17 protein-coding genes are annotated in these 13,843 nt (G+C 41.0%); 1 reads left to right on the plus strand and 16 read right to left on the minus strand.

The features are described from left to right. Positions 1-11: 11 nt before the first annotated feature. The 5 genes from ssb to AFK25_RS14580 all read right to left on the minus strand — a co-directional run bounded on the left by ssb (position 12) and on the right by AFK25_RS14580 (position 3,136). On the minus strand, positions 12-503 hold the full coding sequence (ssb, locus tag AFK25_RS14560; protein WP_026011473.1) for a single-stranded DNA-binding protein: 492 nt from the start codon (positions 501-503) through the stop codon (positions 12-14). 26 nt (positions 504-529) lie between these two features. Then, positions 530-817, minus strand: coding sequence for a 30S ribosomal protein S6 (rpsF, locus tag AFK25_RS14565; RefSeq protein WP_009361077.1), 288 nt, complete (start codon positions 815-817; stop codon positions 530-532). 104 nt (positions 818-921) lie between these two features. Beyond that, entirely contained in the window at positions 922-2,022 is a 1,101-nt protein-coding gene (gene ychF, locus AFK25_RS14570) for a redox-regulated ATPase YchF (RefSeq protein ID WP_009361078.1), read from the minus strand. A 20-nt stretch (positions 2,023-2,042) separates the two neighbouring features. After that, entirely contained in the window at positions 2,043-2,219 is a 177-nt protein-coding gene (locus tag AFK25_RS14575; RefSeq protein WP_178378767.1) for a DUF951 domain-containing protein, read from the minus strand. A 41-nt stretch (positions 2,220-2,260) separates the two neighbouring features. Then, positions 2,261-3,136, minus strand: coding sequence for a mechanosensitive ion channel family protein (locus AFK25_RS14580; protein WP_035067249.1), 876 nt, complete (start codon positions 3,134-3,136; stop codon positions 2,261-2,263). Positions 3,137-3,318: 182 nt separating this feature from the next. On the opposite strand from AFK25_RS14580, the gene yyaC reads away from it, so the two are divergent. Further along, positions 3,319-3,909, plus strand: coding sequence for a spore protease YyaC (gene yyaC / locus AFK25_RS14585; protein ID WP_009361081.1), 591 nt, complete (start codon positions 3,319-3,321; stop codon positions 3,907-3,909). Here the strand turns inward: yyaC and AFK25_RS14590 are convergent. The 11 genes from AFK25_RS14590 to rpmH all read right to left on the minus strand — a co-directional run bounded on the left by AFK25_RS14590 (position 3,901) and on the right by rpmH (position 13,374). Continuing rightward, positions 3,901-4,605: a DUF554 domain-containing protein gene (locus tag AFK25_RS14590; RefSeq protein WP_019416591.1), complete on the minus strand. Its 705-nt coding sequence runs from the start codon at positions 4,603-4,605 to the stop codon at positions 3,901-3,903. The genes yyaC and AFK25_RS14590 overlap by 9 nt on opposite strands. 13 nt (positions 4,606-4,618) lie before the next feature. After that, positions 4,619-5,482: a ParB/RepB/Spo0J family partition protein gene (locus AFK25_RS14595; protein WP_019416590.1), complete on the minus strand. Its 864-nt coding sequence runs from the start codon at positions 5,480-5,482 to the stop codon at positions 4,619-4,621. Beyond that, positions 5,475-6,236, minus strand: a complete 762-nt coding sequence (locus AFK25_RS14600; protein WP_026011470.1) for a ParA family protein — start codon at positions 6,234-6,236, stop codon at positions 5,475-5,477. Before AFK25_RS14600 ends, AFK25_RS14595 begins: the two co-directional genes overlap by 8 nt. Positions 6,237-6,337: 101 nt before the next feature. Further along, positions 6,338-7,186 (minus strand): nucleoid occlusion protein, encoded by an 849-nt coding sequence (noc, locus tag AFK25_RS14605; protein WP_009361085.1) that lies wholly within the window; start codon positions 7,184-7,186, stop codon positions 6,338-6,340. A 35-nt stretch (positions 7,187-7,221) separates the two neighbouring features. After that, entirely contained in the window at positions 7,222-7,935 is a 714-nt protein-coding gene (gene rsmG / locus AFK25_RS14610) for a 16S rRNA (guanine(527)-N(7))-methyltransferase RsmG (RefSeq protein WP_019416588.1), read from the minus strand. Between the two features lie 13 nt (positions 7,936-7,948). Next, positions 7,949-9,838, minus strand: coding sequence for a tRNA uridine-5-carboxymethylaminomethyl(34) synthesis enzyme MnmG (mnmG, locus tag AFK25_RS14615; RefSeq protein WP_035067251.1), 1,890 nt, complete (start codon positions 9,836-9,838; stop codon positions 7,949-7,951). An 11-nt stretch (positions 9,839-9,849) separates the two neighbouring features. Continuing rightward, positions 9,850-11,235: a tRNA uridine-5-carboxymethylaminomethyl(34) synthesis GTPase MnmE gene (gene mnmE / locus AFK25_RS14620; protein ID WP_035067253.1), complete on the minus strand. Its 1,386-nt coding sequence runs from the start codon at positions 11,233-11,235 to the stop codon at positions 9,850-9,852. A gap of 170 nt (positions 11,236-11,405) precedes the next feature. Then, complete coding sequence (gene jag, locus AFK25_RS14625) at positions 11,406-12,023, minus strand: RNA-binding cell elongation regulator Jag/EloR (RefSeq protein WP_019416585.1); 618 nt, start codon at positions 12,021-12,023, stop codon at positions 11,406-11,408. After that, on the minus strand, positions 12,020-12,787 hold the full coding sequence (spoIIIJ, locus tag AFK25_RS14630) for a YidC family membrane integrase SpoIIIJ (RefSeq protein ID WP_009361090.1): 768 nt from the start codon (positions 12,785-12,787) through the stop codon (positions 12,020-12,022). The genes jag and spoIIIJ overlap by 4 nt, the downstream gene beginning before the upstream one ends. Positions 12,788-12,837: 50 nt before the next feature. Further along, complete coding sequence (gene rnpA, locus AFK25_RS14635; RefSeq protein ID WP_019416584.1) at positions 12,838-13,176, minus strand: ribonuclease P protein component; 339 nt, start codon at positions 13,174-13,176, stop codon at positions 12,838-12,840. 63 nt (positions 13,177-13,239) lie between these two features. After that, entirely contained in the window at positions 13,240-13,374 is a 135-nt protein-coding gene (rpmH, locus tag AFK25_RS14640) for a 50S ribosomal protein L34 (protein WP_003397591.1), read from the minus strand. Positions 13,375-13,843: the final 469 nt, after the last annotated feature.

Genomic DNA, 13,843 nt, shown 5'->3' on the forward strand with positions numbered 1-13,843 from the left:
GATCATGTATATTAAAACGGCAAATCATCATCCGATATGTCGATTGGTTGTCCATCGTTCGCAAATGGATCATCATCAATTCGACTAAATCCGCTGCTACGTCCTTGGTTCGGGTTCTGATTTGATCCAAATGGAAACGGCTCGCCATAGCTGCCTGATGCCATGCCACGTTGCTCACCGCCACCTCGCGGCTCTAAAAACTGCACGCTATCGGCGACAACCTCTGTCACATACACTTTTTTTCCTTCTTGGTTTTCATATGATCTCGTTTGAATTCGACCTTCTAATCCAGCTAAACTACCTTTTTTCAAATAGTTCGCCACATTTTCAGCTTGCCGGCGCCAAACGATACAGTTAATAAAATCTGTTTCACGTTCACCTTGTTGGTTTGTATATGTTCGGTTTACCGCTAGCGTAAACGTGGCAACAGCAACTCCATTTGGAGTATAGCGTAATTCCGGATCTTTCGTCAGTCTTCCGACGAGAATTACGCGATTAATCATCAGAACCACTCCTATTCATGAGGAAATTATTCTTCTTCCTTCACGACGATATGACGAATGATATCTTCGCTGATGCGTGCTAAACGGTCAAATTCTTGAACCGCTGCTGGTTTCGCAACAACGTTTAAAATCATGTAGTAACCGTCACGGAATTTTTCAATTTCATAAGCGAGACGACGCTTACCCCATTCTTTTACATTTGTAATTTCTGCGCCATTTTCAGTTAACACGTTATTAAAACGCTCAACAACTGCTTTTCTCGCTTCTTCTTCCATGTTTGGACGGATAATGTACATAATTTCGTACTTTCTCATCACAGTCACCTCCTTTTGGTCTACACGGCTCTATACAGAGCAAGGAGCAATATATCATTACTCACATTTGTTGATTATATCATGAACAACTTTCGTATGCAAGATTAGACATTAAAACGGAAATGAATAATATCGCCATCTTGCACTTCGTAATCTTTGCCTTCCAAGCGTACTTTTCCAGCTTCACGAGCAGCCGCCATCGATCCTGCTGCCACTAAATCTTCGTATGATACCGTTTCTGCTCGAATAAACCCTCGTTCAAAATCAGAATGAATAATGCCTGCACATTGTGGTGCCTTCATTCCTTTACGGAACGTCCATGCGCGCACTTCTTGTTCACCCGCTGTAAAGTACGTCGCTAACCCAAGCAAGCTATATGAGGCGCGAATGAGTTGGTCTAAACCAGATTGTTCGATACCGAGTTCTTGTAAAAACATCTCTTTTTCTTCATCGTCCAATTCTGCCATCTCCGCCTCGACTTTAGCGCAAACGACGATCACTTCTGCGTTGTCCTCTTTTGCGAACGCTTTTACTTGTTGGACGTACTCATTGCTGTTCGGATCAGCTAAATCTTCTTCACCAACGTTCGCAACGTACAACATCGGTTTAATCGTTAATAAATGCAATTGCTTTACCACTTTCATTTCTTCTTCTGTAAACGAAAGTGTTCTAGCTGGTTTTCCTGCTTCAAACGTTTCCTTTAGACGGCTTAAAATGTCGTATTCGAACACCGCTTCTTTATCTTTTTGTTTAGCCATTTTTCCAACGCGGTCTATTCGCTTATCTACGGTTTCTAAGTCAGCAAAAATAAGCTCTAAATTAATCGTTTCAATATCGGCAATCGGATCGACTTTTCCAGCCACATGCGTAATATTTTCATCAGCAAAACAGCGCACAACTTGGCAGATCGCATCAACTTGACGAATATGCGACAAAAACTTATTTCCTAATCCCTCACCTTTACTAGCACCTTTAACAATACCAGCAATATCTGTAAACTCAAATACTGTTGGAACTGTACGTTTTGGATTAAATAGTTTTGTCAACGTTTTTAGTCGCTCATCTGGCACTTCAACGATCCCCACGTTTGGTTCGATCGTACAAAACGGATAGTTGGCAGATTCGGCACCTGCTTTTGTAATCGCATTAAACAACGTTGATTTTCCGACGTTCGGAAGACCAACAATCCCTGCTGTTAAACCCATCATCATACTCCTCTCTTCATCTATTCCTCATGTTTGACAAGCACTTTTTTCATTTTTCTTTCGAATTCTTTCCGTGGTAACAAAACGCTATGACCGCATCCTTCACATTTGATGCGAATATCCATGCCCATTCGAATGATCTTCCAACGATTTGTCCCACAAGGATGCGCCTTTTTCATTTCGACGATATCATGCATGCCATACTCTTTATTCAATATAGCACACTCCTTTCCGTTGTTTAAGCACGTTCCGCTTGTTGTTCACGATTATAAAGAACTAAACGAGGAAACGGAATTTCAATGCCACGCTCGTCCAAACGAAGCTTAATTTCTTTTCGCAAGGCGCGCGCGATATGCCAATGACGCATCGGCTTCGTTTCACACGTAATGCGCATGATGACTTCAGACGGTCCTAAATTTTGCACGCCTAATAATTCTGGCGGGCTCACAATATCTTCATATTTGTTTGGCATTTCTTGTAACACTTCACGAATAACAGCTTCCGCCTTTTCTAAATCACCTTCATAAGCAATACCTACATCAACAACCGCCACGCTATTATTTAAAGAAAAGTTTGTCACTTGCGTAATCGACCCATTCGGCAAAATATGCACTTCACCTGTAAAACTTTTCAGCTTCGTCGTACGTAAACCAATTTCTTCTACATGTCCTTCAAATGTACCGATACGTACATAGTCTCCAACCGCAAACTGATCTTCAAGGATAATAAAAAAGCCGGTAATAATATCGCGAACAAGGTTTTGTGCCCCGAAACCAACAGCAAGTCCAACGATGCCAGCGCCAGCTAAAATGGCACGAATATCGACACCAAAGGCGTCTAAAATCATCATAAACGTAATAAAGTAAATGCTATACGTAGCCATATTGTTTAATAAGCGCATCAATGTTGCTTCTCTTCGTTCAGATAATCGAATCGGTGCTTTTTGCCGAACAGCAAAAAACTTTGCGATCGTTAATTTGACAACCTTCAGCAAAATTGATGCTAAGAGAATGATCACTATCATTTTAAACAAACTGACACCAACTGTAACGAGCCATTCACCTTCGATAATTTTTTCAACGACACGACCGTATATTTTTTGCACTTGCTCCATTCATCGCACCTCCATCGTAGCAAAATGACCTATACAAGCTTATTTGTTTGCGCATAAGTTATTGTAACAGTATTTCACTTATATTTGTAGCGCGCGAACTTTCTACGATGTCCAATGTATATATATTCACATTTTTCCGTATACTGTTACCACGTCATTTCATTGAAGGAGGGAACGAACGTATGCAAAACAAATTTTTTTACGATGAACCGGATGCAGTATCCCAACTTGCATCGGCCATTTTATATTTGCTTCCAACTTCTACACATACGCCTGTTGTCATCGTTTGCATCGGTACCGATCGTTCGACTGGCGATTCGCTTGGCCCACTTGTCGGCACGATGCTTGAACAAAAAGGATCGTTGCCGTTTTATGTGTACGGAACGTTAAAAGATCCGATTCATGCGGTGAATTTAGAAGATAAACTAAAAGACATTCAACAAAAACATAAACATGCATTTATTATCGCCGTCGATGCTTGTCTCGGGCGCGTAAAAAACATCGGGATGATTTCCATTGAAAAAGGTCCATTAAAACCTGGAGCTGCTGTCAATAAAAATCTCCCTTCTGTCGGTGACGCTCACATTACTGGCATTGTTAATGTAAGCGGATTTATGGAGTTTTTCGTGCTACAAAACACCCGACTTCATTTAGTAATGAATATGGCTGAAATGATTGCAACAGGTATTTATGAGGCCGGAATGCAGCTGAAAAAACAAAACCGATTCGCATCATTAAAGATAAACGAGCTGAAATATAAACTATCAGAATAACATGTGCATAAAAGCAACAATTAACGCATTAACTAAAATGCTCGGCAATAAATTCGCTACACGAACAGACGTAAGATTTAACATATTTAATCCGATCGCCATAATTAAAATTCCGCCTGTTGCGGTCGATTCAGCAATAAATGCCTCGAGGGCGCTTGGCGGAATAAACCGATCAATTTGCGTAGCCATTAAGGCAATAGAACCTTGATATACAACAACAGGAATGGCTGAAAAAAGAACGCCGATGCCAAACGTAGCGGTTAAGATGATGCTCGCAAAGCCGTCTAAAATCGATTTTGTATACAGTATAAGATGATCGCCTCTTAATCCGCTATGTAGCGCACCGACGACAGCCATCGAACCAACAACAAACAAAAGCGTGGCACTCACAAATCCTTTTGCAATTGCCCCTTCTGCTCCATATCCTATTCTTTTTTCTACCCAAACTCCTAATCTCTCAAGCTTTTCTTCAATATCCCATATTTCTCCTAGCACTCCACCGAAAACTAAACTAATAATAACAATTAAAAATTGGTCGCTTTCTAATCCCATTTTTACACCAAGGACGACAACGGAAAGCCCAATTCCATTCATAACCGTAGATTTTATCCGCTCGGGTATATTTTTAAACACAGCACCTAATAGAGCCCCAATAATAATACATATTCCGTTAACGAGTGTACCGAGTAAAGCCAATTGATGTCACATCCTATTCGTCCATTTGTTCATCGTATGCATTCAACAATTGTAAAATACGCGTCAAATCTTCTTCAGAGAAAAATTCAATTTCAATTTTCCCTTTTTTCCGATGTTTTTTAATAGATACCGCTGTTCCTAAACGCTCGCGCAATAACGCTTCACTTTGCGCTAAAAACAGGCTTTTTTCCTCTTTCTTTTTCGATGTTTCACGTGGAACATTTTTGTTTAGCTGTTGAATAAGCGCCTCAAGTTGTCGGACATTAAGGGATTCTTGCATGACTCGTTGAATAACAGCTGCAAGCTTCTGTTTGTTTTTTAATGCTAGTAACGCCCGACCGTGTCCCATCGATAGTGTACCTTCTTCAATCATTTGCTGAACATCACTTGGAAGTGAAAGAAGTCGAAGGTGGTTAGCAATATGCGGCCGGCTCTTTCCTAAACGTTTCGCTAACTCTTCTTGCGTTAATTTGCATCGCGTAAGCAATAATTGATATGCTGTTGCTTCTTCAATTGGATTTAAATCTTCGCGCTGTAAATTTTCCAGCAACGCAATCTCCATCATTTTATCGTCCGAGAGTTCACGCACAACCGCTGGAACAGTTTTCATTCCTGCTAATTGCGCCGCTCGAAAACGCCGCTCACCTACGACAATTTCATACCCTTTGATCGTCTGGCGAACGATGAGCGGTTGAACGATTCCGTGTTCCATAATCGATTGCTTTAATTCTTCTAGCGCTTGTTCATCAAACGTTTTGCGCGGCTGATATGGATTAGGGCGAAGTTGTTGAATATCGATTTCTTGAACCATTTCCCCTTTCTCCGCTTCTAAATTAGTAAAAAGAGCATGAATGCCTTTTCCGAGCCCTTTAGCCATTTGCGATCACCTCTTTCGCAAAGTCTGCGTATACTTCCGCTCCCCGCGATTTCGCATCATACAAAATAATTGGCTTCCCATGGCTTGGTGCCTCACTTAGTCGTACATTGCGTGGTATAATCGTTTCATACACTTTTTCACGAAAATATTTCTTCACTTCTTGAATCACTTGAATACCAAGGTTTGTGCGCGCATCAAACATCGTGAGCAATACACCTTCAATACGTAAATTTGAATTTAAATGTTTTTGCACAAGACGAATCGTATTTAATAGTTGACTCAATCCTTCCAATGCGTAATATTCACATTGTACAGGAATTAATACTGTATCAGCTGAAGTTAAAGCGTTAATCGTCAACAATCCGAGGGAAGGTGGGCAGTCGATAATAATAAAATCATACATCTCTTTCACTGGACTTAATGCTTTTTGTAAGCGCACTTCCCTTGAAACGATTGGAACGAGCTCAATCTCAGCTCCTGCTAATTGAATAGTGGCAGGAATGATGTGCAATCGCTCAATATTTGTCGGGCGAATGACTTGACGTACATCCACTTCCTCCACTAATAAGTCGTATGCACATTGTTCAATTTCATGTTTTTCCACACCAATGCCACTTGTCGCATTTCCTTGCGGATCAATATCGACAAGTAACGTTTTCTTTCCCATATGAGCTAAACACGCCGATAAATTTACCGCCGTTGTCGTTTTCCCAACACCGCCTTTTTGATTAGCAATCGCAATAATTTTCCCCACAATGCTCCCCATCCTTTACCTATAATACTTTTATTGTATCATGAATTTTTCAATATTTTCATATACAAAAAGAAAACCTCATCGTCGTTTTTGATGAGGTACTATTTTTGTCTTTTCGGGATGCGGATTGTAATTTGGTAATAGTCTTCAAACTCTTCCTCTTCCGAATCAATAGCAACACCACTATCAGCGACCATCGTTAACGACTGACGAATCGTATTGACAGCGATGCGCATATCTTTACTTAACGATTTTCGCTTCGGTTTCGGACGTTTTTCATTCTCATCTTCTAACATTTTCGCCACTCGATCTTCTGTTTGCTTCACGTTTAATTGCTTTTGGATAATTTCCTCAAGCAATTTTAACTGTTTATTGTAGTCTTTTAGCACAATCAAAGCGCGAGCATGTCGCTCTGTAATTTGACGTTGCAATAATGCATCTTGTACTTCTTGAGGCAGCTTTAATAAGCGAAGTTTGTTGGCAATCGTCGATTGTCCTTTCCCGAGCCGTTGCGCTAACGCTTCTTGCGTTAAATGATGCAATTCTAGCAAGCGAGCGTAAGCCATCGCTTCTTCAATGGGCGTCAATTCTTCCCGCTGTAAGTTTTCAATTAAAGCAACAGAAGCTGTTTCCGTATCGTTTAAATTTTTAATAATGGCAGGGATATCCGTCCAGCCAAGTTTTTGCGCTGCCCGCCATCTTCGTTCCCCGGCAATAATTTCGAACTTCCCATCCTCACATTCTCGAACGACAATTGGCTGAATCATTCCATGTGTTCGAATCGTTTGAGCAAGTTCGTCAATTTTATCTTCAACAAAAATGGTCCGTGGCTGAAAACGGTTTGGAACAATTTGTGAAATAGCTATTCGTTTTATTTCTTCATTTGGTACAACGATTTCTTCTTGCTCTTTCTCACCAAAGCTAAAAAAGCGCGAAAAAGGATGCTTCATTTCCCCCTGACACCACCTTTGAGAACTCAAAACATTCATTCAATTGGAAGTTTGTTTGGTACCCCTGGTTTGCGTGGATATTTCTTCGGTGTTTTTCGTCTCTTTTCAACAAAAACAATCGCTCGTTCACTTTCCTCAATCGGCAATAAAAATTGTTCTACTTTTGTCACTTCACCGCCTAGCACGCGGATCGCTGTATTCCCTTGCTCAAGCTCTTCATGTGCGGATGCTCCTTTCATCGCAATAAACGTCCCGCCTACTTTTACAAGCGGCAAACAAAGTTCACTTAGCACAGACAACCGCGCGACAGCACGAGCCATGACGACATCAAACGACTCACGGACCGTTTTTTGTCCAAACGTTTCAGCACGATCATGATAAAAAGCTACTCCTTCAAGCTGAAGTTGCGCAGCTAAATGATTGAGAAACGTAATTCTTTTTTGCAATGAATCGACAATTGATACATGTAGGTGAGGAAAGCAAATTTTTAACGGTATGCTCGGAAACCCTGCCCCCGCCCCAACATCGCAAATAGATAACGGCCGCGAGAAGTCGTAATAAAAAGCAGGTGTAATGGAATCAAAAAAATGTTTTAAATATACGCCTTCTTTGTCTGTAATAGCCGTCAAATTCATTTTTTCATTCCATTCGACAAGCAGTTGATAATATGTTTCAAACTGAGCGAGTTGTTGAGGAGAAAGCCAAATCCCTTTCTCCTCTAACATTTGTTTAAATGTATTTACATCCATCGTTCATCCCTCTTTATTCATTTGACACGCGTGCGATTTTTCCCTGCTCTAAATAAACTAATAAAATTGAAATATCCGCTGGATTGACTCCTGAAATGCGCGATGCTTGCGCAATAGAAAGCGGGCGAACTTGTTTTAATTTTTGTCGCGCCTCTGTCGCCAACCCTGTAATCGCATCGTAATCAATGTCTTCTGGAATTTTTTTATTCTCCATTTTCTTTAATTTTTCAACTTGTTGTAGCGATTTTTCAATATACCCTTCGTACTTAATTTGAATTTCTACTTGTTCCGCTACTTCAGGATCAATCGGTTGTTCCGCCGGTGCAATCATTTGAATATGCTCATACGTCATTTCTGGACGCTTTAACAAGTCGGCTGCTCGAATGCCGTCTTTTAATTCGCTTCCCCCGACGTTGCGAATCATTTCTTGCACTTGCGGCGTCGGTTTAATAATGTACGATTTTAAACGTTTCTTTTCTGCTTCGATCGCTTCTTTTTTCGCTATAAACTTTTCATATCGCTCTTGTGAAATTAAACCGAGTCTATAACCAATTTCTGTTAAACGTAAATCTGCATTGTCATGACGCAATAAAAGGCGATATTCCGCACGAGATGTTAACAAGCGGTACGGCTCGTTCGTTCCCTTTGTAACAAGATCGTCAATTAAAACGCCAATATATGCTTCTGAGCGACTTAAAATTAACTCCTCTTTTCCGAGCGCTTTGCATGCCGCATTAATGCCGGCAATAAGCCCTTGACCAGCCGCCTCTTCATATCCTGATGTCCCATTAATTTGCCCTGCTGTATATAACCGTTGAACGACCTTTGTTTCTAACGTTGGCCATAGTTGCGTTGGAACGATGGCATCATATTCAATTGCATAGCCAGCTCGCATGAGTTGCGCTTTTTCTAACCCTGGTATTGTCGCTAACATTTGGCGTTGAATATGCTCTGGCAAGCTTGTAGACAAACCTTGCACATACACTTCTTGCGTATGTCTTCCTTCTGGTTCAAGGAAAATTTGGTGACGTGGCTTGTCATGGAAACGAACGATTTTATCTTCAATCGATGGGCAGTAACGCGGACCTGTCCCTTTAATCATCCCTGAATACATCGGCGACAAATGTAAATTTTCATCGATAATTCGGTGCGTCTCCTCTGTCGTATAAGTGAGCCAACAAGGGAGTTGATCGGTAATATATTGTTTCGTCTCATATGAAAAGGCGCGCGGCACTTCATCGCCTGGCTGAATTTCTGTTTTGCTGTAATCAATCGTATGGCTATTAACCCGCGGTGGCGTCCCTGTTTTAAAGCGAACAAGTTCAAAACCGAGTTCCTCTAAATGTTCTGAAAGCTTAATCGATGGCTGTTGATTGTTTGGACCACTTGAATATTTAATGTCTCCGATAATAATTTCACCGCGTAAAAACGTTCCTGTCGTAATGACGACAGCCTTGGCATAATAACGGGCACCTGTATGCGTAATTACTCCTTTACATACACCGTCTTCTACGATTAATTTTTCTACTTTTCCTTGCAATAATGTTAAATTCTCTTGATTTTCGAGCGTTTTTTTCATTTCTTGTTGATATAAAAATTTATCTGCTTGTGCACGTAACGCTCGCACAGCAGGTCCTTTTCCTGTATTCAACATACGCATTTGAATATGCGTTTTGTCGATATTTTTCCCCATTTCCCCGCCTAGCGCATCAATTTCGCGAACGACGATGCCTTTTGCAGGACCGCCGATAGATGGGTTACATGGCATAAAAGCAATCATATCAAGATTCAGTGTGATCACTAACGTACTCGCTCCCATGCGCGCAGCAGCAAGCGCTGCTTCACATCCCGCATGACCGGCACCTACGACGATGACATCATAAGATCCTGCCTCGTAATGCATAAATACCCTCCTTATTTTCCTAAACAAAATTGTGCAAACAATTGATCAATTAAGCTTTCGTGCACCGTATCTCCAATAATTTCACCTAACAATTCCCACGCTCTCGTTAAATCAATTTGCACGATATCAATTGGCATACTTGATTCAATGCCGTCAATCGCTTCTTCAATCGCTTTTTTCGCTTGCGTCAATAACGCAATATGGCGCGAGTTTGATACATACGTTAAATCGCGCGCCTCCACATCTCCGCTGAAAAATAATGAGGCAATCGCCTCTTCTAGTTGGTCGATTCCTCTTTCTTCTAACAACGATGTGGTAATGATCGGTGCGCCTTGCGCCAATTGTTGCACTCGCTCCATATCGATTCGTTTCGGCAAATCCGTTTTATTGACAATTACAATCGCGTCCATTCCTTTGACCGCTTCGAACAATCGTTCATCTTCTTCCGTTAACGGTTCGTTGTAGTTGAGGACGAGTAAAATTAAATCTGCCTCTTTTAACACTTTCCGTGACCGCTCAACGCCAATTCGCTCAACAATATCTTCTGTTTCACGAATACCTGCCGTATCTAATAGACGGAGCGGCACACCTCGAACGTTGACGTACTCCTCAATGACATCTCTCGTTGTACCGGGGATGTCAGTGACAATCGCGCGGTTTTCGTGGGCTAAGCTGTTTAATAGCGATGATTTTCCAACGTTCGGTCGCCCGACAATGACTGTTGCTAATCCGTCTCGTAACACTTTTCCTTGCTGTGCCGTTTGTAACAGTCGCTCAATTTCATTTTTCACTTCTGTTGCCTTTTCAAGCAACAACCGATGCGTCATTTCTTCGACATCATCATATTCAGGGTAATCAATATTTACTTCGACATGCGCTAACGTCTCTAAAATCGTTTGACGTAATCGACGAATGAGTTTCGACAAACGTCCTTCCATCTGGTTCAATGCGACAGCCATCGCCCGATCGGTTTTTGCACGAATTAAATCCATTACCGCTTCTGCTTGTGATAAATCGATACGCCCGTTTAAAAAAGCTCTTTTTGTAAATTCTCCGGGTTGTGCTAGACGAGCTCCATGCGCTAACACGAGCTGAAGCACGCGGTTAACAGAAACAAGCCCCCCATGGCAATTAATTTCAACCACATCTTCACGTGTAAACGTTTTTGGAGCTCTCATTACTGTTACCATCACTTCTTCAACTGTTTCTTTCGTCTCTGGATGCACAATATGCCCGTAATGGATCGTATGAGATGGGACGTCTTTTAGCTTCTTCCCCCCAACACCGACAAACAGTTGATCAACAATTTTTATCGCTTCATCCCCACTTAAACGGACGATCGCAATCGCCCCTTCCCCCATCGGAGTTGAAATCGCTGCAATTGTATCAAATTCCACCTTGTTCACCTTCTTTCATAAACAAAAATATCCACAATCTATATCATGTATGTTTTCCTCACAATGATAATCAAATAAATTTTAACTTATCCACATGTGAATAACAACATACACGTCACGTTTCCATTTACAAAAAAAATTCTCTAGGAACGACTTCCCCTAGAGAATGTTTATCGTTTTAGTGAAATAACGACATGACGATGCGGCTCCGCCCCAGCTGAAAACGTTTGTATCCTTTCATCATCGCTTAACGCTGTATGAATGACTTTCCGCTCCCATGCACTCATTGGCTCTAACGAAATATCTTGTCCCGTTTGAATCGCCTTTTTCGCCATATTTTTCGCTAAACGAACGAGCGTCTCTTCTCTTCGTTTCCGATACCCTTCCGCATCAATCACAACATGAAGCGGACGATCGGTGCAACGGTTTAAAACTCCTTGTGCCAATAATTGTAAAGCATTAAGTGTTTGACCGTGTCTTCCAATTACTCGTGCTACATCTTGTCCGGAAAGTGAAACGATGAAACGGTCTTCCTCCACTTGATAAGAAAGAGTGACACGGACATTCATTTGCTCAAGCACATGTTTTAAAAATGATTCCACACAAGAAAACGGATTGCTAATCGTTACTTCAACGACCGCTTCTTTTCCACCGAAAAAGCCGAGAAACGGCCTTTTTTCTTGTTGAACAACAACAATATCGACCGCTTCTTTCGGCACATGTAATTGCGCTAGCGCTTTTTCTACTGCCTCTTCTACCGTTTGGCCACTCACCGTCACTCGTTTCACTTTCCTGTTCCCCCAGCTTGTTTTGTTGCTTTTAAGTCTGGTCCTTTAATGAAATACGTTTGTGCAATCATAAACAAGTTTCCGACAACCCAATAAAGCGAGAGCGCGGCTGGAAAGTTAATCGCAAATACAACGACCATAATTGGCATTAACCAAAGCATCATTGCCATTTGCGGATTTTGTTGTTCCGTGCCCGCCATCATCATCTTTTGTTGAATAAATGTCGTTACCCCTGCCACAAGCGGCAAGATATAGAATGGGTCTTTTTCCCCTAAGTCAAACCATAAAAAGTTATGGCGTGCAATTTCTTCTGTGCGCATAATAGCGTGGTAAAATCCAATTAAAATCGGCATTTGAATGAATAACGGCAAACACCCTGCTAACGGATTCACACCGTGCTTTTGGAAAAGCAACATCGTTTCCTGTTGCAGTTTTTGTTGCGTTTGCGCATCTTTTGAACTATATTTTTCACGAAGTTTTTGCAGTTCTGGTTGTAACGCTTGCATTGCTTTAGAATTTCTCGTTTGTTGGACCATTAGCGGCAAAATAGCTAAACGAATTAAAATCGTCACCACAATAATCCCTAAGCCGTAATTGGAGCCAAATAACTCAGATGTGTATGTAATTAACCAAGATAGTGGATAGACGATGTACTCGTTCCAAAATCCTTTACTTTCCGCGGTAATTGGCTGGTTAATTTCTGAACATCCTGCTAACACAACAGCAAGAAGTAAAAACAACCATGCGACTTGCCTTTTTTTCACTCGTTTTTCCCCCTTACTTTATACGTTCCACGAAATATTTTAACATATCGCTAATGAAAAACGTTTGCCCGTCTCAAAACATGTAATAAACTTTTTTTTACCTCTTCATACTCCATCGTAGCTACTGGCATTCGCGCAATAATGACATAATCTTTTCCCGCTTCGATCCGATCACGTTCTTCGTGAAACACTTGGCGAATATAACGCTTCACCCGATTCCGAACGACTGCTTTTCCAATTTTTTTGCTAACGGATAACCCAATGCGAAAATACGATTGTCCCGGTTGATCTAAAACGTATACGACAAACTGCCGATTCGCTACCGATGTTCCTCGTTGAAATACTTCTTGAAACTCATCATTTTTTTTTATGCGATATTTTTTTTTCATGTGTCTCAATCACACCTCGATCGTAACTCCCGTTAGAAAAAAGACCACTGATCGTTCAGTGGCCTATGCAGATAATACTTTTCTTCCTTTACGACGACGGCGAGCAAGAACTTTTCTTCCGTTCTTTGTGCTCATGCGCGCACGGAAACCGTGTACTTTACTACGCTTCCGCTTATTTGGTTGATACGTTCTTTTCATATATGACACCTCCCTGAGGAATAACTGTTAAAAGACAGTCTTTCTAATTATAGTGAGAAATTTAGAGAAATGTCAACTACTCCAGGAGTATCTTTTTTTGACTATCTTGTGATTATTGTTGTGGATAAATTTTTTGTCGGTTTTTTCGTATCCACAACATTTATCGACAAGTTTTTCACATCTTATAACCTTGTGGATAAAATTTTTTCACATCTTTTTCGTTTTGTGGATAATCTTTTAAACCCATTGCAACATAAGTATTTATCTGCTATTATATTGTTGTTTTTACTCTGGATAATTCTATAAGTTTTTTTCATTATCCACAAAATGTGGATAATGTGTGGACAGTTCCGTCCACATCCTGTGTAAATATTTGTCCACAATCGGTGAAAACTGTCGAAAAAAATTTTTTTTATAGACAAAGTTATACAAATGTTGAACACCCGCGCGGAGAAGGAGGGAGAGCGGC

The sequence above is a fragment of the Anoxybacillus gonensis genome (assembly GCF_001187595.1).
Taxonomy (GTDB): Bacteria; Bacillota; Bacilli; order Bacillales; family Anoxybacillaceae; genus Anoxybacillus; species Anoxybacillus gonensis.

Coding starts and splice junctions, on each gene's coding strand:
- AFK25_RS14595 (WP_019416590.1), bottom strand. CDS start 5,482: ATGGCTAAAGGGCTCGGAAAAGGCATTCATGCTCTTTTTACTAATTTA.
- mnmG (WP_035067251.1), bottom strand. CDS start 9,838: ATGCATTACGAGGCAGGATCTTATGATGTCATCGTCGTAGGTGCCGGT.
- ychF (WP_009361078.1), bottom strand. CDS start 2,022: ATGGGTTTAACAGCAGGGATTGTTGGTCTTCCGAACGTCGGAAAATCA.
- rsmG (WP_019416588.1), bottom strand. CDS start 7,935: ATGGATGTAAATACATTTAAACAAATGTTAGAGGAGAAAGGGATTTGG.
- yyaC (WP_009361081.1), top strand. CDS start 3,319: ATGCAAAACAAATTTTTTTACGATGAACCGGATGCAGTATCCCAACTT.
- AFK25_RS14575 (WP_178378767.1), bottom strand. CDS start 2,219: ATGCATGATATCGTCGAAATGAAAAAGGCGCATCCTTGTGGGACAAAT.
- AFK25_RS14580 (WP_035067249.1), bottom strand. CDS start 3,136: ATGGAGCAAGTGCAAAAAATATACGGTCGTGTCGTTGAAAAAATTATC.
- noc (WP_009361085.1), bottom strand. CDS start 7,186: ATGAAGCATCCTTTTTCGCGCTTTTTTAGCTTTGGTGAGAAAGAGCAA.
- ssb (WP_026011473.1), bottom strand. CDS start 503: ATGATTAATCGCGTAATTCTCGTCGGAAGACTGACGAAAGATCCGGAA.
- rpsF (WP_009361077.1), bottom strand. CDS start 817: ATGAGAAAGTACGAAATTATGTACATTATCCGTCCAAACATGGAAGAA.
- rnpA (WP_019416584.1), bottom strand. CDS start 13,176: ATGAAAAAAAAATATCGCATAAAAAAAAATGATGAGTTTCAAGAAGTA.
- rpmH (WP_003397591.1), bottom strand. CDS start 13,374: ATGAAAAGAACGTATCAACCAAATAAGCGGAAGCGTAGTAAAGTACAC.